This is a genomic window from Trichocoleus sp. FACHB-40 (assembly GCF_014695915.1).
In the GTDB taxonomy this organism is placed as follows: domain Bacteria; phylum Cyanobacteriota; class Cyanobacteriia; order Cyanobacteriales; family FACHB-T130; genus Funiculus; species Funiculus sociatus.
This window is the reverse complement of record NZ_JACJPF010000031.1, coordinates 75,018-96,998: the sequence shown is the minus strand read 5'-3', so window position 1 is coordinate 96,998 and position 21,981 is coordinate 75,018. Positions and strand designations below refer to the sequence as shown.

Genomic DNA, 21,981 nt, shown 5'->3' with positions numbered 1-21,981 from the left:
GTCAAAAGCCCGTCTACAAGGGGAGCGCCTTCCAGAATCGCTTCATTTGCGCCCGCCAAACACCGCAAAACTAAAATTCTTGTACCAACAATCTATGTCTACAAAACCAGCCGCTTCTAACCAACCAAGTTGATCCTCCAGAGGTGCCATGCGATCATATTCCATACGTTTTTTGGCAGCATTTAGTTCCTCGTCTGAGATAACCATAGCGCCAACTTTGTCAACCCACTGTAGTCGATAAAGTTTCTCTAATTCAGGAGTTGTGCCTAGTACCTGATCCGCGTTGACGAACATCCCCCCTGGACTCAAGGCATCGTAAATTCGCCGAAAAAGACGTTCTTTGTCAGAATCGCATAGATGGTGTATCGATAAGGCAGAGATAACTACATCATATGGCCCTCCCAAATCAGCCTTAACATAATCGTCAATTACGATTCTGGGAGACTTACCCATGCTGCTAAATCGAGACTTAGCTATTTCTAACATCTCACCGGCTAAGTCAATCAGGGTAAATTCTGCTAGAGGAAACGCTGCCTGAACCATACCTGAAAAAAGTCCAGTCCCCGCACCCAAATCAAGAACCTTCAGGGGTACTGTACGCTCAATTTGTATGACCTGAACCGCCGTTCCATAAAAGTCATCAAAACATGGAATCAGGGTGCGACGTAGCTTATCATAATCTGCTGCGGCAGCATTAAAAGCTTGCTCAATATTCATTTTCTGGCTTACGGAATGGGAACTGAGCGCAGCAGCCGCTCCACAATTGTCTTAGCACGGCGACCGCCAGATGGTATGAGACGGTGGGAAAGAACGTGAGGTGCCAAAAATTTTACATCATCGGGAATAGCATAATCCCGCCCTTCCAGAAAAGCTAGTGCCTGAGCGCCTCGCTGTAAGGCAACTGTACCGCGAGGACTTACACCCAGAGTAATTTCTTCATCTGCCCTGGTTGCCCGCACCAAGTCAAGGATGTACTGTTGCAAAGATATCTCCACCTTCACGCCCTGACATAAACGCCGTAACTCCTGCACATCTTCTAGAGAAATACACGGTTGCAAATCTTCTACTGTCACGCCTTCAGCGAGGCGTTGCAGCATCTGGAGTTCTTCTTGTTCTGTGGGATAGCCTAAGGTTAAGGAAAGAGTAAAGCGATCCATTTGAGCTTCTGGTAAGGGAAACGTACCTTGATACTCAATTGGGTTTTGAGTGGCGATGACAAAAAACGGACTAGGTACAGTGCGAGAAACCCCATCTACGGTAACTTGTCGTTCCTCCATCACTTCTAGCAAAGCAGACTGGGTGCGGGGTGTAGCGCGGTTAATTTCGTCTGCCAGCAGCACATTAGCAAACACTGGCCCCGGCAAAAATTCAAACTCTCTTGAAGCGGGATTCCAGATATTCGTTCCGGTAATATCTGTAGGCAAAAGGTCAGGGGTGCATTGAATTCGCTGAAATTTGCCGTCGATCGAGCGTGCCAGAGATTTTGCCAGTAAAGTTTTGCCAACACCGGGGACATCTTCGAGCAAAGCATGACCGCCGGAAAGTACCGCTACCAGCACTAAGCGAATGGCATCTGCTTTCCCTACAATAGTACGACTTAAGTTTTGGTTAAGCTGCTCAATACGTTGTCTCATAGTCTTTAATCATTAATTATTATTCCATTGTCATTAATTTATGGTCTGTTGTCAGTTGTTTTCTTTACTTACCTGAATTGCACCTATTACCACAAGCTTTGAAACAAATTTCACACTAGAAAGTTTAAACCGATTTTAAGGAGTTGAAACTTTTCTTTAATAAAATCTGTATTTCAGCCAGTTAAAACTGACTTTAGCTTTTAGCCCAAACTTTAGTTCGTGGCTTTGTTTTAGGACAAAATTGTGTTACTCATCGTGACTGCTGCAAGATGCGATCGCTTTTTCCGGCTGATAATAACTAATGACTACTCAAAAAAGCTCTTGCAGCTTCACAGTCTGCATAAATTTGGGCTTTGAGGGCTTTTAGAGAAGTAAATTTTTGTTCTGAACGCAAAAACTTTTCTAAGCTCACTGTTAGGGTCTTTCCATACAAATCTCCAGACCAATCTAACAGGTGAACTTCTACCGTGGGAGAAGTTCCTTCTACAGTGGGGCGACAGCCTATATTCATCACACCAATGGCTTCTATAGGCCAGACAGAAGCATCTTTTGCTGTGGTGAGGCTAGTTGCTTGGGTTTCTATATTGGCTTTTGGCTGTGGCTGTGTGACTTGCGAAAGGCTCTCGACTTGGTTATAGACTCTGACACAATACACGCCAAAACGGGGCAAAAACTTTTCTGGAGGCAATTGCAGGTTGGCGGTGGGAAATCCGATAGTTCTGCCGAGTTGCTGCCCTTTTACTACTAATCCTGTGAGGGTGTAGGATCGCCCTAACAGGCGGTTTGCTTGCTCTAAATCTCCTGACTCTAGAGCTTGACGAATGATGGAACTGCTGATACGTTCTCCTTCACAAGTTTGCAAGGGTACGAGGGTGACTGGGATGCCATAGGAGGCTGCGATCGCTTTTAAATCTGCTGCTGTTCCCGCTCTCTTACACCCAAAACGAAAATCCTCTCCTACGCTGATGCGACGGGCTTTGAGCTGCTGCACCAAAATCTTTTCTACAAAATCTTCTGGACTCAAAGAAGCTAATTGCCGGTCAAACGGCAACAGCACTAACTGTTCTACACCCATTTTCTTGAGTTGTCGCACCTTTTCCGGCGGGGGTGTCAGCAACCCTCGGCGTTGACCAGTAAAAAACTCTCTGGGATGCGGATTGAACGTCACTACCGTTGAGATTAGATGTTCATCTGTTTGCATCCCCGTTTCTGAGGACTGATGAGTATTCTCCCCCAGGCTCAGCCAATGGTGTTGCTCCCGCCGATTTAGGGCCGATTGAGGAAGCGTCAGGGCAGCAGGAGCGCCAGAAACCTCTAAAATTGGTCTGACTACCTGTTGATGCCCGCGATGAACTCCGTCAAAGTTTCCCAGAGCAACAGCGGTTGGTGTTATAGCAGTGTTAGGAGAAGAAGTAACCCACACGCTTTACATTTTTACATAATTTTGTAATTAGTCAGTAGTCAATTAGAAATTGGCTATTGACCATGAATTGTCTCAGGCTGAGACACCTGCCTCTTTTTGAGCGATCGCATTCTGCACAGTCGGGGGCGCTACCTGAATTGACAGCCCTTCTCTAGCCATAATCGCATCGGGAAACTGTTGAGCTACTAACTCGCCAGTGCGATCGAGAAAATCATCATTGTGCAGGGGATCGTGATGGAAAATCACCAATTTTTTCACATTAGCTGCCCGCGCCACTTTCACCGCTTCCTGCCATGTGGAATGTCCCCAGCCGACTTTAGAGGATTTTGGCGAGGAATATTCCTCATCGGTGTAGGTGGCATCATAAATCAGGACATCTGCATTCCGCGCCAGCCACAAAACTTTTTCATCTAGACCGTCTGACAAATGTTCTGTATCCGTAACATAGGCAGCCGCACAGCCCCGCCAGTTAACGCGATAACCCACAGCTTCCCCTGGATGGTTCAGGAGCGCATTTTCAACCGTAATTTCACCAATCTCCACCTTTTGACCTACTGGCAGATCGTAGAATTTTAAATCTGCTCCCATGATCTGCAAAGGTACGGGAAAATTTGGGTGGTGCATTTGGTCGCTCAGGCGCTGCTCCAGCGTCGAGCCATTGGGAGCAATCATTCCGTGAATGTGGAAGCGATTCCCTTTGATAAAAGCAGGGACGAAGAAGGGAAACCCCTGAATGTGATCCCAATGGGAGTGAGTGAAAAACATATAAGCTTCCACTGGCATTTGGGACAGGAGCGATTGCCCCAAAACTCGTAGACCAGTGCCGCCATCAAAAATCAGGCGTTCACCACCCACGCGCATCTCCACACAAGGTGTATTGCCGCCATACCGGACTGTCTCCGGCCCCGGACAGGCAATACTTCCTCTAACGCCCCAAAAGTGAATTGTGAATAGGTTTTGTATGCTAGACATGGGTGTTCCCTGTAGGGTTCCGATTGCGATCCATCAGTAAGGTTTTCGGTTCTGCATATAATTTGTGCCATCCAGGTGAGCGATCACGTGGAAATGCGCTGCTCTGTTTAGCCCAAGCCCTAGGTCGAACCGTGGTTGCAAAGCTATACCAAATGGTATAACTTTTACTGACATACTAAAAAGTGCTTTGGTAGACGACCCTATGCTTAAATTTGAGTATGAATCACAACTGCTCACTGGCATGATTGCAGGTGCCGATAGACCAAGCGTTTCTTGAGGAAACTTTTTTTGACGCTACTGCCTCTTGTGGGACGCACGTCCGAATGAGGACTCTAGCTCTTGGTATTAATTTAAAAAGCTTAGCAGTTTAGTCGCCAAAACGTCTGCCATTTAGTGCAATATAAACTTGTGATTTGGCTCACTCTCAAAACTTATATAACCCGCTAGAGCATAAAATCTGCTTTGTGTTTGGACTCGCTCTGCACACCTGTATTTCAACATTAACATCGGCAGTAGCCTATATGGAGCCTTTACAAGGATATTATCGAGTCTAGGCTATAGTCTATCGCTTATTTGAGTGACACTGTTTGACAATGAAAGGGACTGAGGAGGAGGAGCGGAGGCGATTACATCGCCATTTTAGTCGTTGCTCCGCGTTGTGGAACCCAAGAATGCAACTGTTTCGTCTTCCTCTTCACCAATACCCCTTTTCCCGATCTCTTCGATGCCTTACCCCTAAAAATTTAGGTAATTTCCCAGATGTTTACTCAAAGAGCCAAGCGATCGCTCTTTAACCTCCCAGAAGGCACAATGAACTCGCTTTTGTAAATATATACTGCTCAAGCGCGATCGCTCATCAGTAGTTTTCTGCTAAGTGTTGATTTCTAACCAGTCTAGCCTCTGCGGGGAAATACTGCGTCAAATTTTAGCAACCTCATTTACTACCATGTTTTTCGGTAAATACCCGAATAAATATGGGCTTCGGTTACTTATTGGCTAACGATTTCCTTATTGACAAATTCAAGAATATCGAATACACGCCAGCTTACTAAATAGGTTGTCAACCGTAGGATTGGCTATTATAGCCTGTTGCTGGAGAAACACCTGCCTGAAAAATGAAAAAAATATTCCACAACTCTTGCAAGGATTGCTTGAGAACTTTTTGTGTTTTTTAACTGTCTAATTTATATTTAAGGCTACTCATAATCGGAATATACTTAAAATTGCCTAAGCCAGACCCTGTTCCTGGTTTCGTTTACGTATTTATGCTGATATTGAATTTATAGTTAATAAGTAATACTTACAACAATTAATTATAAATAATCTCTATTAAAAGTTTCTGCTTAGCTCAGAACCCTTTTCTTGCAAGACTTTTGGTGGTTCGTCTATAAGTGCAAGTCAGGCTATAGCCGATAAATATCAGATATATTTATGAAGATGTATCAGTAAATTACACAGTATTTTAATCAAAACTTTAGAGTAAATGAAGATACAGAAAAGATTGCCTTTTAGTAATAGACACTCAACGAAACAGTGGATATAGTAGAAATTGAAGCAGCTAGGTAAACATTAGCTTTGATTAAAATAAAGCTAAGCTACAAGTTCCAATTATTAAAATCAGGGTTAACCTTCCTGCTATCTACAACCCAGCATGGAAGTGAAATATCAAGCTTCCCCTAGCGCAACTTCAATACACGCTCAAACAGACTCAGGTTTTAATTACAATGACACGGTTATTTTCGACATTAATTGGACATTCCTTGCTGGCTGCTGGTGTTGCTGTTGTATCTTCTGCCTTAACCGCCACACAAGCGCAAGCCATTCAGTTTGGATTTAGCAACATTACTCACAATAACGCCATGAACGAGGCAACTGGGGAATCCCAGTTGTTTGTAGATGTTACCGACGCTAGCGGTGGAGAGACTCTTTCCGCTACTCAGGTTTTGTTTAAGTTCAGCAACATCGGAACGCAACTATCTTCGATCACCCAACTTTACTGGGATGACTCCAGCGTTTTGAAGAACATAATCTCAATTACCGATAGCGGGAGCGGAGTGTCGTTTTCTGAGGCGAACAAAGGTAATCTGCCGGGCGGGAATACTGTCAAGTTTTCAGAAGATTTCGTAGTGGATGCTAACCAGCCAACGTCACAGATGGGTGTGAATCCTGGAGAATGGGTTAGTATCCTGTTTAATTTAGATCCAGGCAAAACGTTAAGCAATGTCTTTAGCGATTTGACAAGCGGTGCGCTGCGCCTGGGTTTCCACGTCCAAGCCTTTGGTAATGAGGGAAGTGAAGCCTTTGTGAATAATCCGGTCGCTTTCACTCCCAAACCAACTCCCGTACCAACTCCAGTTCCAACTCCCGTACCAACTCCAGTTCCAACTCCCGTACCAACTCCCGTACCAACTCCCGTACCAACTCCCGTACCAACTCCCGTACCAACTCCCGTACCAACTCCAGTTCCAACTCCCGTACCAACTCCAGTTCCAACTCCAGTTCCAACTCCAGTTCCAACTCCAGTTCCAACTCCCGTACCAACTCCCGTACCAACTTCAGGCGGTACTACTGGCGTTGACTATAGCAATGGCGGTAGCGGAGTTGACTACAGTAACGGTGGTAACACAGGTGGTAACACAGGTGGTAACACAGGTGGTAACACAGGTGGTAACACAGGCGGAACCAAAGAAGTTCCTGAACCCAACACAATGAGTGCCATCTTACTGACAGGTTTAGTAACCTGGGGTTTCGGCAAAAGTCGCAAAAGCATCAAAAAGTAGTCTCAAAGGCTATTTAAAGGACAGTTTTTTCTCCTGTAGAGATACGTATTACTTAAAACGCCTCTCACTTCTCAAGGAAGTGAGAGGCGTTTTTTTAAGGGATTTAGCTTTAACAGGGAAAAGTTAATGTACTTGGGTAGACTAGGATTAACAAATATTAATGAATATTTAAGGACAAGATGGCTGCTAACGTGGAAATTTATACCTGGAGCAGATGCCCATTCTGCATCCGCGCCAAGGCTTTGCTCGATGAAAAGGGCGTTGAGTATACAGAGTATTGTATCGATGGGGACGAGGCAGCGCGATCGCAAATGGCAAAACGAGCTAATGGGCGGCGTTCAGTACCTCAGATTTTCATCAACAATCAGCACATCGGTGGGTGCGATGATACCTATGACCTAGAGGCTCAAGGTAAACTTGATCAACTCCTGCAATAAGAAGTCATTGTGTGAAGAGTGGGGAAGTTGAAACGTTCCAACTTTCTTGCCTCTTCACACGTCTACGGACAATCGACAATGAGCAAAAAGCCGCTAGCTGATATCTAAAATGAAATTTGCATTTATCATTGACCCCATCCAACGGCTAGATCCTGGTCACGATAGCAGCGTGGCGCTGATGGAAGCCGCGCAAGCACTTGGTCACGAGGTTTGGATAACTCAGGCTAATTTATTGAGTGTGGTGGATGGCAAGGCCTGGGCGTTGCTGGAGCCGGTGCAACTGAAACCAGTGCAGCTGGTGAACGGGCTGTGGGTGGCAGAGTCGGCGTGGTTTGCTGTGGGCGATCGCACCCTCTCGCCCCTTGAGTCAATGGATGCGGTTTTCATGCGAACCGACCCGCCAGTGACGGTTCCTTACCTCTACGCGACGTACATTCTGGACTATATCGATCCTGCTAAAACGTTGGTTATCAATGCCCCCAAAGGGCTGAGAGAGGCAAATGAAAAGATGTATGCACTCCAGTTTACAGAGGCAATTCCAGAAACGATTGTCAGTGCCGATAAAGGGGTAATTCGCGAATTTCTGGAAGCAAAAGGGACAGCTGTATTAAAGCCCCTGGGTGGGAAAGCGGGAGAAGGGATATTATTTTTGGATGGGAGCGATCGCAATTTTAATTCCTTAATTGAACTGAGTACCCTTCAGGGACGAGTTCCAGTCATGGTACAAACCTATTTACCTGCCGCTAAAGATGGAGATAAGCGAATTATCTTACTCAATGGCGAACCAATTGGGGCGTTAAATCGCATTCCCACAGGTAAAGAATTTCGGGGTAATATGGCAGTCGGTGGTAGAGTAGCGGAGACGGAAATTACCGAACGAGAGCGGGAAATTTGCACGCAACTAGCGCCTACATTACAACGGGATGGCTTAATTTTTGTTGGTATTGATGTAATTGGCGGCTACCTTACTGAAGTTAACGTTACCAGCCCCACTGGTATCCGGGAAGCCGACCGACTAAACGGCACTCGTTTAGGTCATCAAGTGGTTGAATGGGTGGAAAAGTTTAAATCCGCAAATTTAGCATGACACTCAGCAATGTTAACGTAGCCGTTGTAGGCACGGGATTTGGTCAGAAAATCCACATTCCCGGATTTCAGGCACATCCGCGCACTCAGGTAGTGGCAGTTTATCACCGGGATCTGGAGAAAGCAAAAGCGATCGCTTCTGCCCACAATATTCCTCACGCTGGCGATAACCTAGAACAAATCGTCACCCTATCGGATGTTGATGCTGTCAGTATCTCAACGCCGCCATTTTTGCACTACGAAATGGCAAAGACTGTCTTGCAAGCTGGGAAGCATTTATTATTAGAAAAACCGACAGCTTTATCAGCATCCCAGGCGCGAGAATTGCACAATATGGCGATCAATGTTGGCGCGATCGCTACAATGGATTTTGAATTTCGCTTTGTCCCCGCATGGCAAAAATTTGCTGAGTTATTGGCAGAAGGGTATGTAGGAGAAAAGCGCCTGATTAAAATAGATTGGTTGGTGTCGAGTCGCGCTGATGCCTCGCGCCCTTGGAACTGGTATGCTCGGAAAGACCAAGGCGGCGGTGCTTTGGGAGCAGTCGGTTCTCACGCTTTTGATTATATTAGTTGGTTGTTTGCACCCGTGCAGCGACTATGCGCCCAGTTGATTACGGGGATTCCTTTTCGTCCAGTTCCAGAGACGGGGGAAATGAAGGCTGTGGATGCTGATGATACTTGTACGTTGATGCTACTTTTGGCGGATGGTACGCCGTGCCAAGTTTGTATCAGTTCCGTAGTTTATGCAAGCCGAACCCACTGGATAGAAGTATATGGCGATCGCGGGACGTTAGTCTTGGGCAGCGACAATCAAAAAGATTACGTTCATGGTTTTCGCCTCTGGGGTGCAGGCGCGGGTAAATCTCTAGCTGAGATAGAAATTCCTAATCATTTCCTGTTTCCCCAAAATTACACTGATGGGCGTTTGGCCCCATTTATCAGAGTTGTAGATAATTGGGTGAAAGGAATTGACGCAGGAAAAGCAGTCACGCCATCGCTGCGAGAAGGGGTTTATTCTCAGCTATTAATGGATTTAACCCATCAATCCCATGAAACAGGTTGCTGGGTGGATGTACCGGATTTTGATCAGTTTCTGGCTAATAGCTAATTCCCACGCTACTCCTAGCTTATTATCAAAAATGATCGGACATCCAAGGTTCCGAACCCGCAAATATTTGCGTTGCTGCGGCGATTGCATCAGCAGTTGCTTCAATTTGCCCAATTGTTTGCAGTTGATGAGGTGTAAACAAACCTGTGAATAAAGGCGATAATCCACGCACATCTAAGCGTAATTCTCCCCTCCCGCCTTTAGTTACTTCACCTCGACCTCCGGAAACTGCTAAGATAAACTTCCCATTATTATCGGGTAGAATATTATCCTGAATTTCCAAATGCAATTCGGCTTCTACACCTGCCGGATAACCACGTAATGAAAGGGCTTTTGGCACATTAATTACTCGCACTAGCCATCTTTCTAAAGCAGTAATTTTGTAAGTTTGCTCGGAAAGTAAGCCTAAAAAAGGGTCGATTGCCATACCCCGCCAAATAACATTCTCTGCTAAAGAGCGGTGATCGGCGAAGAAAGTCCACAGACGGCGTGCTGCTGCTGGTGTTATTGCCACCATGTCTCTAATTAGTAGGCTGTAGCCTTTGTCTCCCCACTTTTGGCTAAAAATGACGTAACCTTGTGGTTTATCTTCAGCACCAATTAGATAGGCGTGAATTGTTTCTTCCTTGGACTCGATTATGCCTTTCCAAATTGCCTGATTTCGATCTAGATTGCCACTGGATGCGATCGCTCGTTGGCGGTATAATTCGTGAAAAACTTCGTGCTGAGTTGCTGCTACTGGAAAAATGGGCAGAGTGCGATCTTTTAGCAGGATACTGTCTACTGGCACCGACAAACGGCAATAGTTCCCCGCCTGTTCGTAACCAACTTTCCGATAAAGCGCACTCGTAGAGGCGTAGAGTGTTGATATAGGAACACCCGCTTCATAAAGCTGCTTGACAAGTTCTGTCATCATCGCCGCCGCTACGCCTGTTCCTCGATGTTCGGGAGCAATGCCAACAGATGCGATTCCTGCTATCGGTACGCTAGAACCACCGAACCATTGTCCCATGTGAAGGATGGCTAATCCTCCAGCTACTCGTCCATCTTTGCGGATTACCCGAAAGTTCTCTAAGCCGATAAGATTGGCATAATATTGATCGTCGCTGGGTGGAGCATTGAAGCACTGGCACAGTAATGCCAAAAGCTGTTGACTTTCGTCAGAGTTAGAAAAGGTGCCAAATTCAATATTATGTGTCATATAAACTTGGTAATTGGTAATTTGCGTTTTTAGTATTAGCTATAAGACTGTATTTTGTGGGCATTGCCTACCTTACAAAACTGCAATCAGTATTTATAAATTACTGAAGCGATCGCGCGATCGCTTCCCTTAACCAGCTCATCCAAGCGGGTGAGAGCAATTCACCCTACTGGTTCATCCATTAGGAGGTAGTTTTTCTAGAAGCATTGCTTCTAACATCTTTGATAGCGCATTCCCGGCAATTGCGATACTAACCCAAGTAATTCTAGTTGCAATAGCGCACTAGATACAGATCCTGGCGTTAAGCCAGCCTGCTGCACAATTAAATCAAACGGTGCAGGTTCAAGGGAAATAGCTTGCAAAACTTGTTTGAGTTCTGGTTCCAAATCTGGCAAGGGAGATTGATTAAATAACTCTAATTGCTGCACCGAATCGAGTTGTGGAATTGCTCCTAACATTTCTAACAAATGCGCTTCATCAAGAAACGACATAGCTCCCTTATTAAGCAATCTTAGACAACCCATTGACTGCTGATCATCTAATCGTGCAGGCAAAGCATAGACATCCCTACAAAACTCATTAGCATAGTCAGCAGTAATCAAAGCACCGGATCTTGTAGGCGCTTCCATCACCATAATTGCCCGACTCAAACCAGCAATAATTCGATTGCGTGGGGGAAAATGTTCCCGTGTTGGTGGCGTGTCTGCCGGATACTCGCTTAAGGCTAATCCGTGATGCAAAATCTGTTCGTATAAAGATTTATTATTCCTGGGATAAACTACATTCACGCCAGTGCCTAAAACTGCCAGGGTTCGGCCTCCAGCTTCTATACAGGCGCGATGTGCTTCTGTGTCAATTCCATCTGCCATACCAGAAACAATTGTGAAACCATTTTTTGCCAGCACTGTGCTGATTTTGCGAGTCCAACGCTTGCCATACTCGGAGGGTTTGCGAGTCCCGACAATGCCAACCATCGGCGTAATGCCTTGATTTTCCAGAAGTTGGACTTTGCCGCGATAGTACAGCACTGGCGGCGGGGTAGGAGTCTCTAGGAGTAAGCGGGGATAATCTGCATCAGCTGGTGTCCAGAAACAGGGATTTTTTGCCGAGTGTTGCTCTAATAATTGTCGCGGATTGAGGCGCGATCGCTTCTCTACCACCACTTCAATTGTCTGAGGCCCAAACCCCTCTACCTCTCGCAAGGCAGCAGGACTGGCAAGCCATGCTTCCGAGAGTGTGCCAAAATGCTTTTGCAAGCGTCCAAGCAAAATTGGCCCAATTTTAGGAATTTGCGACCATGCCAGCCAAAAGGCGCGTTCTTCTACCAATTACCTACCCTCGTCGCCATTCAGATTCCAGCATACTCATCAGATAAAGGCTCCAGTAGTTGCCACCTACTTTCGCACATTCGCGTCAGTAGCCTTATTTTTCAAAATATCCTGGTTCCCAAACTCAGCCTGGGAACGAGAAATAATATCAAGTCGCTGAACGCTGTTGTTTCAAGTAAGCAAAAACCGACTTGTCGCCAATATCATCAGGAATTTCTTGAACAGTTTTTCGCAAAGCAAACACGATAAATAGCACTGCCCAAACTCCTAATAATTTCTGTTCTACTGAAACTGGTAAAACGCCAGCTAGATGACCTAGTAATAGAACTGGAACTAAAGGCGTGAGAATTTTTGTTTCTAATCGGTGAAAGCAAAAACCTTCTTTAAAATAAATCCCTGTTAACGATACAAAGGTAAAGCCAATCCCGAAAAGTGTAACTGGGTTATTGTATACAGTTAAAGCCAGAGGTTCGCTACTTTGGAGTGCCAAAAACGCTGCCGATATCGCACCAATTACCCAAAAAGCTTGTAATAGTCGGTGCAGTGGTTCTAGGTAAATATGGATGGTAACTAAGCTGACACCCAGTGCTAAACAAAAACAAGCATATAACGGAGTTAGTAAGGACAATTGGGCTGTATTTGTTCCCAATACCAACCAGCTACCCAAGGCAAAGCTTAAAGCTGCTACCATTAATCCGGTGCGATAGATTATTACACCAGTGCGATCGCTTCCGGTTAACGTAAACTCTCCAAACTGCCCTTGATAAACTACTGGTTCTAACTGAGCATCACTCTGAGTCATACTTTGCTTTCCTTTATTGCTGTTTAATTATGTCTACTTACTTAAGATAACTTCTACTACATCTCCCCAGTTTAGTTGCAGTTGCTGCTGAGCATTACCACAATTAACAGCAATTTCTACCCAACCATGAGAGCCAACTAAAGCAACCAGATTTCCAGGGGGGCTGTCATGGTAAGTTGTTGTACCTAGGATGGTATATCCATCTACCTCAACAAACCAAGATTTTTCTTGCACTAGATTACCGGGAATATTGGTAATTAAGTTGCCGAAGCGATCGCTATACTGAATGCGACCCACTACACCCGCCTCTGTAACGCTGTATTCAGGTATGGGCAACTGCACTAGAGTTTCGGGATTAATTGCTGTTCCCAGTTGTTCTAGGGGAATGCCGCTGGCAAGATGAGCGCCCGCTGGGGCAAAAATATCTCGCCCGTGAAAGGTGGTGCTGGGTTCTCTCGTGCGCCAATAACTGGGGTTAGTGAGTTCGATAGCCGTAACGTCGCTAGGGATGATAATGCCACTAAATATCCCGTTATCTGGCCCCACCAGGAAGCTGTCGCCGAATTGAATAGCGATCGCTCTGCGATTACTCCCCACTCCCGGATCGACTACAGCAATATGCACTGTCCCTGGTGGGAAATACGGGTAAGCACTCATCAGACAAAACCTTGCCGCGGCGATGTTCTGAGGTGGAATGTCGTGCGTCAGATCCACCACATTCAGCGTTGGGTTGACTCGGGCAATTACACCCTTCATCACCCCCACATACACATCACTCAACCCAAAATCAGTGAGAAGGGTGAGAATTTTGGTTTTGTGCATCTGCGATCGCTGGCGCTTGTAGGAGCCAACTTATAACCCTAGCTAGATATTTGTGAATTTTCGGTAACAAAGGCTACCGTTTACTCTAGTGTAGGCTATATTAAAAATGTAAGAGATACCTCAAGTCGAGCCAAAAGAATGTCCATTATGAGCGGAAGACGTCAAGATAACCGGAAAAATGCAGCGGCGGCTCATCGGGAGAACATCCAAAAAAGCTTGCAGCATCGTTTAGAAGTCGCTAGAGCAAAAGGTGACGAAGCCTTGGTTCGTCAGTTGGAAGCAGAAGCCAACTACTTCAACTAAGACCGATAGCATCAGCGCAGTGATAATTTGCCATTTTGGGAGGTGTAGTGGGGTGTAACCGTCACGAAACCCATCCCATATACCTTGCTAAAAAACTCGAAGGGGGATGCCGCATTACGGCATCCCCCTTTGTTGTCTATCAACTTGACGTTTTCTCCGTACTTCGGGTATTGCCGAGACTGGAGCTTAGCTTTAGAGCTGAATTGAGGCGTTATTAGGAGGAAAATCAGATGCCGTACCTCACCATTTTTGAAGAGGACGCGATGGTGCAAGTTACTCGCGAGTATATCCTCGAAGTTTTGGAAACTCGGTTTGAAACGGTGCCGCAAGGTTTAAGCGATCGCATAAATGAAATAGATGATCTGGCGTTGTTAAAAAGCCTCCATAAACGGGCGATTACCGTAGCATCTGTGGAAGAATTTGAGCAGGTGATCGCATCAATATAAAACCAAAAAGGCAAAAGAAAGATTCTTTACTTTTGCCTTTTGCCTTTTGCCTTCTTAGCGTCCGCCCACAACTACATTTTTGATTCGTAGATGAGGGCCACCGACGCTTACGGGAAGCGGCATTTGTCCGCCTTTACCACAACCGCCGCTAACATAAATTGAGTCGTTACCAATTGCCTCAATATCTTTGAGAGTTTGGAAAACATTACCCGTGAGAGTGACATCGTTAACTTTTTCAGCTAACTTGCCATTGCGAATCATGTAACCTTCCGCAGCAGCAAAGGTGAACATCTCGCCGTTAGTTTGCCCGCCTAGCATCCGCACTGCATAAACACCTTCCTCAATATCCTTAATCATGTCTTGGAAGGAGTGTTCTCCCGTTTCAATGCCAGTGTTAGTCATCCGCACAATTGGGGGATAAGTGGCGTTGAGCGCTCTTGCATTGCCTGTGGGAGCTTCTTGCATCTTCCCAGCAGTTTCGCGGTTATGCAGGCGCTGGGTGAGGATGCCGTCTTTAATTAAATATTTGCGCTGAGCGGGAACACCTTCATCGTCATACTTGAGAGAACCGGGTAAACCGGGCATGGTAGCATCATCTACTACATTCAACTGCTTAATAGCTAAAGGTTTACCAAGAGCAAGTAATTCTTGCATTTTGGGATTTTCGTAGATACCATCAGCTTCGGAAAGATGCCCAAAGGCTTCGTGAATGAAGACTCCAGCGAGATAGGGGTCGAGAACAACAGTATATTGTCCGCCTTTAACGGATTTTGCTTCTAACTGCCCGACAGCACGTTTGGCGGCACCTAGTACGCGGTCTTCGATGCCTTCGAGAATGTTATAGTCCGTGCGCGAGTGGACGGACTCGAAACCTTGGCGGGGAACGGAACCTTCTTCGCGGGCGATCGCGCCAAATCTGCCGGAAACATCCAGCCTTTCTTGGGCGATGCAGGTGCCGAGGGAATTGACAAAATAGGTAGTGCCGAAGCGATCGCTCATACTCACCATCGTTGTCTGAATTCGCGGGTCGAAATCCAGCAGCAATTGGTTGTATTTCGCCAAATTACGGCGCTTTTCTTCCAGACTCACCCCACGCGGATCGCGCCCTAACTGAACCGCCACATAATCTTGAATTGGCGCAACTGGGGCTAACATAGTAGTTTCTTTACCGACCAGATGGGCTTGAGAAACCGCCTCGGCTATCCGGTCATTCAACTGGGCTAAACCATTGAAAGTAACAAAGCTCCAGCCGCCCTTGTGACAGGCGCGAATGCCACCAGCGAGAGTAAAATTGCGATCCACAGCATCCAATTGAGGGCCGCGAAAGGAAATTGAGGTTGACTCACTCTGCTCTAAGCGAATTTCTAGATAGTCTACGCGATCGCGGTAAGGTGCGATCGCCTCCTGCAACTGAGCCTGCATTGAAGTTGTCATTTTTAATTTTTTTAATTCCTAATAGGGATTCTAGGCGAATATCACAGTAGGCTGCTTGTGTTTCGTTTCCTTTAGTTTCTACGTTATTCTTATTTCGCTGATGTTATAAATCTTCAAAGCGAGGGGATGGGAGCGAATCCTATCGAAAGCTTCACTCGCAGAGGGAACGAGTAACGTAAAAGGCATGATAGCTTGGTGCAAACCAATCCAAAATCCAAAATCCAAAATGTCCCAACCTCGGTTGTGGCGATACTTAGCCACCGTCGCTGTACTCGCGGCTATCTACTTTGTTACCGGAAAAACAGTTTTTTCTATTCCCAGCATATCGGCAGCTGCGGCACCACTGTTTCCACCGGCAGGGATTAGCCAAGCTGCACTTTTTTTATTTGGTCGAGGTATATGGCCTGGAGTGGCGCTGGGCGATTTCTTTATTTCGCTCGGGGGGGGACAACCTTGGTATATGGCTTTGGGAATGGCATTTATCCCCAGTTTGCAAGCGATCGCTGGTGCTACACTGCTTCGTCGCCTTGGCTTGCATCCCTCCCTTGAGAGTCTGCGAGATGTTTTAGCATTGGTGGCGCTATCCGCACTTTTGTCCACAATAATCGGCCCCACTTTGGGTGTCACCATCCTCTGCTGGAGCGGGTTTGAGACTTGGAGCAAGTTTACCGCGATTTGGTGGACTTGGTGGGTAGGAGACGCGATGGGAGTGTTAATCCTCGCACCTGTAGTATTGACCTGGTTTAGGGGCGAACTACGGCGAATGCGATCGCGCTGGCATCAGATAACCTTACAGCCCCGACGAGTCATTGAGGCAGTAGTATTGTGTTTGATGTTGTTGGGTATATCCTGGGCAGTCTTCGGATCGTCCACCAAAATCGTGAGCGATCGCTACCCGATTGAGTACCTACCCTTACCTTTAGTCATTTGGGCTGCCTTCCGTTTTGGTCAACGCGGCACCGTATTGGCAACCCTGTTCGTCTCCAGTATCGCCATCTGGGGAGCCTCCAAAGGCAGCGGCCCCTTCATTGGACAGACAGATAATATCAACCAGGCGATCCTGGCTCTGCAAACCTTCATGGGGGTGGAAGCCATTACTGCCCTCTTTCTGGGGGCAACAGTTACAGAACGCAAACAAGCTGAGGTTTCTCTGCGCCAGAGCGAGGACAGCCTAGCCAATGCCCAACGCATCGCCCATCTAGGCAGCTGGGATTTGGATCTGGTTAGACAACAATTGCGCTGGTCGGATGAACATTATCGCATCTTGGGTTTTTCCCCAAAAGCCTTTGAGCCTACGGTGGAAATCTTCTTAAATTCAGTTCACCCAGACGACCAACAAAGGATCAAAGAGCTGCTAGACGCGGCATCTTTTCATAACCAGCCTTTCAGCACTGACTTCCGAATTATTCTACCCGATAATCAAGAGCGCATTGTCCAGGGAAGTTGTGAGACTATTCAGGAACCATCAGGTAGAGTAATTCGCCTAATCGGTACGATTCAAGACATCAGCAAACAAAAAAGGATTGAGAAAGCGCTGCTGGAATCTGAAGCACAATTGCTCGAACTTGCCCACAACCTCGATCAGAAAGTGACAGAGAGGACGCTGGAGTTAGAACAAAAAAATGAAGAATTAGCGCGATCGCTATTTTTAGTTCAACAAACCCAGCAGCAATTAATTCAATCCGAAAAAATGTCAAGTTTGGGAGAGTTGGTAGGCGGTATCGCTCACGAAATTAATAACCCGATTAACTTCATCTACGGCAATATCATCCATACCAGCAACTATGCCCAAAACCTGATTGACGTTTTAAACCTCTACCAAAAATACTATCCCGCACCAGAAAAAGCAATCCAAGCTGTAAGTGAGACAGTTGAGCTGGACTTTATAATCGACGATCTCCCGAAAGTTTTGTCCTCCATGCACAACGGTGCCGAACGCATCCGTCAGATTGTTATTTCTTTACGCAACTTCTCCCGACTCGATGAATCGGAAATGAAGCCAGTAAATATCCATGAAGGAATAGATAGTACGTTGTTGATTTTACAGCGTCGTCTCAAAGGTCGTCCAGGGCATCCAGACATTGAAGTAATTAAAGAATATGGGCAATTGCCTCTAGTTGAATGTTATCCCGGAGAACTAAATCAGGTATTTTTGAACATACTTAATAATGCCATTGATGCTTTAGAGCAAAGAATGAAAGACGAAGGAAAAATGTTTATTAATGATAATTACACTAATTCAGTTTTTACGCTTGAAGCTTATGTTTTGAACATCAGTACCAAACTTTTAGATAATAATCGGGTGCAAATTAAAATATCAGATAATGGAATAGGTATAGAAAAAGCGGCAATAAACAAAATATTCGACCCATTTTTTACAACAAAAGAAGTTGGTAAAGGCACAGGATTAGGTTTGTCTATCTGCTATCAAATAATTGTAGAAAAGCACAAAGGACAACTGAAATGTTTATCTGGGTCTGGTTGGACAACATTTGAGATAAGCATTCCTCTGCGGCAGCGTGGTCAACTTTGAGACAGTAGCTATAGTGGGAAAAGCAAAATGCCTGACGACTAAAGTCAAAGGCGAACAAACTAAGCCTGCTCACGTCAAGCTTTGCTGGTATAGCCCCAGGATAAGAGCCTGTGGGAATATTATTGATTAGCCAAGGAGAGAAAAAGCGCCTATGAAATTTGAACTAATTAATTGGATGGTCAATATAGCGCGTGTTTTGCGCCTCAATAGCCGCTGGATGACTTGGAATCTATTTTTGGCATTTATTCCTTTGGCTTTGAGTGTTTGGCTATTTCGCAGTAACCAAAAGCGATCGCTTATCTGGTGGGCGGGATTGTGCGTTTTTGTGGCTTTTTTGCCCAATGCTCCCTATCTATTGACGGATATTATTCACTTAATTCAGGATATTCGCGCTATCAACTCGGTGTGGATGATTACTCTGATTCTGATTCCCCAGTATTTGCTAGTTATCCTAGCTGGGTTTGAAGCCTACGTTTTATCGATAATTAACCTGGGTTACTACTTACACCGGCAAGGTTTAGGTAAATACATTCTTGCAGTTGAATTGACGTTGCACGGACTAAGCGCCGTTGGCATCTTTCTAGGAAGATTCCTCCGCTTCAACAGTTGGGACTTGATTACCCAACCAGATGCCTTATTGACAAGCGTAGTCGATGATTTAGTAGGCAAATGGCCGCTGCTAGTTATGTTTATCACCTTTGGGGTGGTGACTTTGTTGTACTGGCTGATGAAGCAAGTGAGTTTGGGGATAATTTTGCGATCGCGATCGCCAAAGGAGTCGAAAGTTAGCAGTTATCAGTAACTGGCTTAAATTTCCTCAGCAGCAAAGAGGCGAACTGCACGAACTAAATCCGGTGGCGTGCCAATATCCAAATATGTCCCCTCTGGAAACGCCTCTGCTTCTACCCGCAAACCATTGTCAATTCCAGCCTGAATCACATCCCCAATCGGTAACTCTAGCTGTGGTACTAAACTACTAAGTGTCTGGATAGCAGCCAGATGCTCGTGCATAAACTGTGTAAAAGCTGGTGTCCAAACTGCAATACCCCACATATATCGCAGTTGACTCTGTGGTGGTTTTTCAATCACCTTGTATACTCGTCGGGCGGCATCAAAATCAACCATACCAGCTTTTTGCGGCTCTTCCGTAGGAAATAATCCCAAGACAACATCCGCATTACTAGCCTCAAGGCGTGCGAGTAACCGCACAAAAGCATCATCCGGCTGAAAAAGAATGTCAGGAAAACCCATTGCTACAACAGCATCTTGCACAAAGGGATAGGCTTGATCCAAAGTGTAAGCCGCGCCGAAAGGCAAACTGATAATTAAATAGCCCATGTTCATGTTTAGCATGGTGCCATCGCCAAAGTAGGCAGGAATATCCCACTTACCCGGACGCAACACGGTGTAAGCCTTGGTAATACCTGCCAGCCGCATCTTTTCCAGTAGGTAATGGCAAACGACTTTGGGGCGTAAGCTGTTATCCTCCACGCGGCGAAATCCAATTGGATACAATTCTTTGCTAACTGGTAAAGGGGAAATTCGCGCTGCTTGTCCTCCTGCTGGTAGCAGTCCAATTACTTGCCACTGTTTCATTTGATTGCTGTTGGTCATGGTAGATGGCGTAAGCCAGGAGAAAGAGAAAACGAGAAACTTTTCTGTCAAAAGAAAGATGAATAAGTATTAGTCTTGACGTGAAATGAACTGCTCAACATCGACTATTTCAAATCGAAACCGGTCAATATTCCCAAGATCACTATTCTGCTAGACCACGGTTATCACCTTGATTATTTGATTGAGAAGTTAGAGCAGGTTTATCATCAGATTATGACAAAAATCAGGTTTGAGCGTTCGACGAAACCCTCGAAACCAGAGAAGGAGGTGCAAGGAAAATCTGGATTTGTCCCAGCCATCGCACGATGGGTGATTGAACGTTCCAATGCTTGGATGGAGCGCTGTAAGAGTCTGGTGAAGAACGAAGAAGCGCACCTTATCTCATGTCACAACCAAAATCGATTTCTGCTTTGTCAGGCTAATGCTCAAACGGCTTTCAGCTCCTTCCTAATATCTCAAATGGGTTCTATAATCGTTAAAATAATATAGAACAAAACGCGACCAAAGAAGTGCTGATGAAGCGGCTCTTTCAAGAGGACTTACGGGCGTTGACTCCGTTGATATGGGAGCGTGCCAATCCCTATGGCACGCTTCAGTTAGACATACATCAGCAGCTAAAATTGGATGCTGTTTAAAGACAGAATTTTTCTAGGATGAGCTAGTAGCAGAACTTCTAGACATCGCGTGTCTACTTCGTTGCAGCTTCGCTACCTTTACCCCTAAATAGATTCTTCCACATCCTCGCTTTCCTTACCAATTAGTAGCGAAATACTGCCGCAACAGGGGTATTGTCCGGTACTTTTTCCGGTTCAACAGCATATACCGTTCCTCCGTGAAAGATCGTTTGAATCGCTGCTGCATTGAGCAAATCTTCATCACCAGGACGAGCCTCATTATGTATCTCAAGTTCCATTGAGTCCGGGTCAAAATGTCCCCATCTTTGTACACAAATTGGAACAAAAAGCTGTTCTACGCGACCATAAAATGCACCTTGAATGACTTCATTCAAATCATTTGATCCTTTGCCAGCCGCAATTGACTCATGATAATAATCGATCGCTTTTTCCTGGTCTGCTTTAAACTGTGGCTCTATGATTGCCCATGCTTCTGCATGAAGTTCTTCTGCCGTTCGCTCCTTTGTGTTGTGTTGAATTCCTTCTTCCACAATGAAATTGTAGGTATTTGCCTCGTGATAAATCGGCAGCAAATAGCTAACGCCAGCTAGAACAAGCGGCGAGCGGCGATTGCGGAAGAAGTCGTGCAAGCTTTTATCAACTAACAGGAAATATTGCAGCAAATCTTCCTTAACGTTTTCGCGTTCGCCGCCCTGTCCGTGATAGGAACCACCTGCTTGCAAAGCTGAACGACCTGCGCCCGCGCCCTGACGTCGCTGTTCATCTTTCGCCGTTTCGTCATACTGCAAGGCTTCATCCATACTCTTCGGCAAGCCTTCGATTTCGACTTCACGGGTGATACCGTAGCGGTTGCATTCGACAAGGCGCACATCACGTTGACCGAGCGTGAGAATATAGAAGCGGTCATCTCCACTCAACAGCGGAATTAGTGGCTTGAGATGAAAGCGATCGCTTACGACTACCAGTTCAATCAGGTCGATCGGTACCCGATAGAAACGGAAGAACCCTTCTGAGATGAACAATGCTAAACCTGCGTTCTGTTGCTGCCAAAATTCATCTTCATCCAGTTCACTCGCAGGCTGAAGAAATTGGCTTGGATCAGTCGGGTGCAATTCATATTTTTTTAACTCCGCTTCCGCCTGCCGAAGTATATTTTTAAAGCGGACAGAGTTTTGCTGAGTTTCTGAACTAAGCTGCACGGTCGGCATGTAAATTGATACACACAGTCCTTGCGGCTGTTCGACGAGTTCTTTCAGTTCTTCGATCGAAAGGAAGCTCATATTATTAAGACAGGATTAAAAAGATGTGCAACGGAACCCTCATACTATAAAAACTTTTCAAGCCGAAGCCCCTGCCGAATGGTAGAAAAGAAGCTCAGAGGTCGCTGCAATACGCTATGAGAACTAGATTCAAAGGGGGTA

The 21,981-nt window shown here is 45.7% G+C and carries 19 protein-coding genes and 1 pseudogene; 9 read left to right on the top strand and 11 right to left on the bottom strand.

The features are described from left to right. Window positions 1-42 precede the first annotated feature (42 nt). From H6F63_RS03240 to H6F63_RS03225, 4 genes are all read right to left on the bottom strand, one after another. Entirely contained in the window at window positions 43-717 is a 675-nt protein-coding gene (locus H6F63_RS03240) for a class I SAM-dependent methyltransferase (RefSeq protein ID WP_190634830.1), read from the bottom strand. An 8-nt stretch (window positions 718-725) separates the two neighbouring features. After that, complete coding sequence (locus tag H6F63_RS03235; protein ID WP_190460109.1) at window positions 726-1,634, bottom strand: MoxR family ATPase; 909 nt, start codon at window positions 1,632-1,634, stop codon at window positions 726-728. A 298-nt stretch (window positions 1,635-1,932) separates the two neighbouring features. Beyond that, on the bottom strand, window positions 1,933-3,057 hold the full coding sequence (locus tag H6F63_RS03230; protein ID WP_190634828.1) for a bifunctional riboflavin kinase/FAD synthetase: 1,125 nt from the start codon (window positions 3,055-3,057) through the stop codon (window positions 1,933-1,935). A gap of 72 nt (window positions 3,058-3,129) precedes the next feature. After that, window positions 3,130-4,029 carry an MBL fold metallo-hydrolase gene (locus H6F63_RS03225; protein ID WP_190634826.1) on the bottom strand — a complete coding sequence of 300 codons (900 nt, stop codon included), beginning with the start codon at window positions 4,027-4,029 and terminating at the stop codon, window positions 3,130-3,132. A gap of 1,724 nt (window positions 4,030-5,753) precedes the next feature. On the opposite strand from H6F63_RS03225, the gene H6F63_RS03220 reads away from it, so the two are divergent. From H6F63_RS03220 to H6F63_RS03205, 4 genes are all read left to right on the top strand, one after another. Next, a complete protein-coding gene (locus tag H6F63_RS03220) occupies window positions 5,754-6,809 on the top strand; it encodes a hypothetical protein (RefSeq protein ID WP_190634824.1) in 1,056 nt (351 codons plus the stop codon). A 179-nt stretch (window positions 6,810-6,988) separates the two neighbouring features. Beyond that, window positions 6,989-7,246: a glutaredoxin 3 gene (grxC, locus tag H6F63_RS03215; RefSeq protein WP_190420839.1), complete on the top strand. Its 258-nt coding sequence runs from the start codon at window positions 6,989-6,991 to the stop codon at window positions 7,244-7,246. Between the two features lie 109 nt (window positions 7,247-7,355). Further along, entirely contained in the window at window positions 7,356-8,333 is a 978-nt protein-coding gene (gene gshB, locus H6F63_RS03210) for a glutathione synthase (RefSeq protein ID WP_190634821.1), read from the top strand. Continuing rightward, a complete protein-coding gene (locus H6F63_RS03205) occupies window positions 8,330-9,442 on the top strand; it encodes a Gfo/Idh/MocA family oxidoreductase (RefSeq protein WP_190634818.1) in 1,113 nt (370 codons plus the stop codon). Before gshB ends, H6F63_RS03205 begins: the two co-directional genes overlap by 4 nt. Before the next feature lie 25 nt (window positions 9,443-9,467). On the opposite strand, the gene H6F63_RS03200 is transcribed toward H6F63_RS03205, so the two are convergent. The 4 genes from H6F63_RS03200 to H6F63_RS03185 form a co-directional block, all read right to left on the bottom strand. After that, a complete protein-coding gene (locus H6F63_RS03200) occupies window positions 9,468-10,643 on the bottom strand; it encodes a GNAT family N-acetyltransferase (RefSeq protein WP_190634816.1) in 1,176 nt (391 codons plus the stop codon). 212 nt (window positions 10,644-10,855) lie between these two features. Further along, window positions 10,856-11,971 carry a DNA-processing protein DprA gene (gene dprA, locus H6F63_RS03195; RefSeq protein WP_190634815.1) on the bottom strand — a complete coding sequence of 372 codons (1,116 nt, stop codon included), beginning with the start codon at window positions 11,969-11,971 and terminating at the stop codon, window positions 10,856-10,858. Between the two features lie 148 nt (window positions 11,972-12,119). Beyond that, window positions 12,120-12,773 carry a DUF2301 domain-containing membrane protein gene (locus tag H6F63_RS03190; protein WP_190634812.1) on the bottom strand — a complete coding sequence of 218 codons (654 nt, stop codon included), beginning with the start codon at window positions 12,771-12,773 and terminating at the stop codon, window positions 12,120-12,122. Window positions 12,774-12,806: 33 nt separating this feature from the next. Further along, window positions 12,807-13,595 (bottom strand): SAM-dependent chlorinase/fluorinase, encoded by a 789-nt coding sequence (locus H6F63_RS03185; RefSeq protein WP_190634810.1) that lies wholly within the window; start codon window positions 13,593-13,595, stop codon window positions 12,807-12,809. 147 nt (window positions 13,596-13,742) lie between these two features. Here H6F63_RS03185 and H6F63_RS03180 point away from each other — a divergent pair, with 147 nt between their 5' ends. Both H6F63_RS03180 and H6F63_RS03175 read left to right on the top strand, forming a co-directional pair. Continuing rightward, window positions 13,743-13,898, top strand: coding sequence for a hypothetical protein (locus H6F63_RS03180; RefSeq protein WP_190417777.1), 156 nt, complete (start codon window positions 13,743-13,745; stop codon window positions 13,896-13,898). Between the two features lie 230 nt (window positions 13,899-14,128). Further along, on the top strand, window positions 14,129-14,344 hold the full coding sequence (locus tag H6F63_RS03175) for a hypothetical protein (protein WP_190634807.1): 216 nt from the start codon (window positions 14,129-14,131) through the stop codon (window positions 14,342-14,344). 54 nt (window positions 14,345-14,398) lie between these two features. Here H6F63_RS03175 and H6F63_RS03170 read toward each other — a convergent pair whose 3' ends face one another. Continuing rightward, window positions 14,399-15,766, bottom strand: coding sequence for a TldD/PmbA family protein (locus H6F63_RS03170; protein WP_190634891.1), 1,368 nt, complete (start codon window positions 15,764-15,766; stop codon window positions 14,399-14,401). Between the two features lie 196 nt (window positions 15,767-15,962). Here H6F63_RS03170 and H6F63_RS03165 point away from each other — a divergent pair, with 196 nt between their 5' ends. After that, window positions 15,963-18,311: an MASE1 domain-containing protein gene (locus tag H6F63_RS03165; RefSeq protein ID WP_190634805.1), complete on the top strand. Its 2,349-nt coding sequence runs from the start codon at window positions 15,963-15,965 to the stop codon at window positions 18,309-18,311. A 151-nt stretch (window positions 18,312-18,462) separates the two neighbouring features. Then, entirely contained in the window at window positions 18,463-19,113 is a 651-nt protein-coding gene (locus tag H6F63_RS03160; RefSeq protein WP_190634803.1) for a DUF1361 domain-containing protein, read from the top strand. Between the two features lie 5 nt (window positions 19,114-19,118). Here H6F63_RS03160 and H6F63_RS03155 read toward each other — a convergent pair whose 3' ends face one another. Beyond that, entirely contained in the window at window positions 19,119-19,907 is a 789-nt protein-coding gene (locus H6F63_RS03155; RefSeq protein ID WP_190634801.1) for a sugar phosphate nucleotidyltransferase, read from the bottom strand. Between the two features lie 111 nt (window positions 19,908-20,018). Here H6F63_RS03155 and H6F63_RS03150 point away from each other — a divergent pair. Further along, window positions 20,019-20,376, top strand: a pseudogene (locus tag H6F63_RS03150) (hypothetical protein); the annotation flags it as partial. A 306-nt stretch (window positions 20,377-20,682) separates the two neighbouring features. Here the strand turns inward: H6F63_RS03150 and H6F63_RS03145 are convergent. Then, a complete protein-coding gene (locus H6F63_RS03145; protein WP_190634799.1) occupies window positions 20,683-21,840 on the bottom strand; it encodes a hypothetical protein in 1,158 nt (385 codons plus the stop codon). Window positions 21,841-21,981: the final 141 nt, after the last annotated feature.

What these genes read in the sequence shown, in the direction of transcription:
- H6F63_RS03240 (WP_190634830.1), bottom strand. Translation starts at nt 717, where the DNA reads ATGAATATTGAGCAAGCTTTTAATGCTGCCGCAGCAGATTATGATAAG.
- H6F63_RS03235 (WP_190460109.1), bottom strand. Translation starts at nt 1,634, where the DNA reads ATGAGACAACGTATTGAGCAGCTTAACCAAAACTTAAGTCGTACTATT.
- H6F63_RS03225 (WP_190634826.1), bottom strand. Translation starts at nt 4,029, where the DNA reads ATGTCTAGCATACAAAACCTATTCACAATTCACTTTTGGGGCGTTAGA.
- H6F63_RS03220 (WP_190634824.1), top strand. Translation starts at nt 5,754, where the DNA reads ATGACACGGTTATTTTCGACATTAATTGGACATTCCTTGCTGGCTGCT.
- grxC (WP_190420839.1), top strand. Translation starts at nt 6,989, where the DNA reads ATGGCTGCTAACGTGGAAATTTATACCTGGAGCAGATGCCCATTCTGC.
- gshB (WP_190634821.1), top strand. Translation starts at nt 7,356, where the DNA reads ATGAAATTTGCATTTATCATTGACCCCATCCAACGGCTAGATCCTGGT.
- H6F63_RS03205 (WP_190634818.1), top strand. Translation starts at nt 8,330, where the DNA reads ATGACACTCAGCAATGTTAACGTAGCCGTTGTAGGCACGGGATTTGGT.
- H6F63_RS03200 (WP_190634816.1), bottom strand. Translation starts at nt 10,643, where the DNA reads ATGACACATAATATTGAATTTGGCACCTTTTCTAACTCTGACGAAAGT.
- H6F63_RS03190 (WP_190634812.1), bottom strand. Translation starts at nt 12,773, where the DNA reads ATGACTCAGAGTGATGCTCAGTTAGAACCAGTAGTTTATCAAGGGCAG.
- H6F63_RS03185 (WP_190634810.1), bottom strand. Translation starts at nt 13,595, where the DNA reads ATGCACAAAACCAAAATTCTCACCCTTCTCACTGATTTTGGGTTGAGT.
- H6F63_RS03180 (WP_190417777.1), top strand. Translation starts at nt 13,743, where the DNA reads ATGAGCGGAAGACGTCAAGATAACCGGAAAAATGCAGCGGCGGCTCAT.
- H6F63_RS03175 (WP_190634807.1), top strand. Translation starts at nt 14,129, where the DNA reads ATGCCGTACCTCACCATTTTTGAAGAGGACGCGATGGTGCAAGTTACT.
- H6F63_RS03170 (WP_190634891.1), bottom strand. Translation starts at nt 15,766, where the DNA reads ATGCAGGCTCAGTTGCAGGAGGCGATCGCACCTTACCGCGATCGCGTA.
- H6F63_RS03165 (WP_190634805.1), top strand. Translation starts at nt 15,963, where the DNA reads ATGATAGCTTGGTGCAAACCAATCCAAAATCCAAAATCCAAAATGTCC.
- H6F63_RS03160 (WP_190634803.1), top strand. Translation starts at nt 18,463, where the DNA reads ATGAAATTTGAACTAATTAATTGGATGGTCAATATAGCGCGTGTTTTG.
- H6F63_RS03155 (WP_190634801.1), bottom strand. Translation starts at nt 19,907, where the DNA reads ATGAAACAGTGGCAAGTAATTGGACTGCTACCAGCAGGAGGACAAGCA.
- H6F63_RS03145 (WP_190634799.1), bottom strand. Translation starts at nt 21,840, where the DNA reads ATGAGCTTCCTTTCGATCGAAGAACTGAAAGAACTCGTCGAACAGCCG.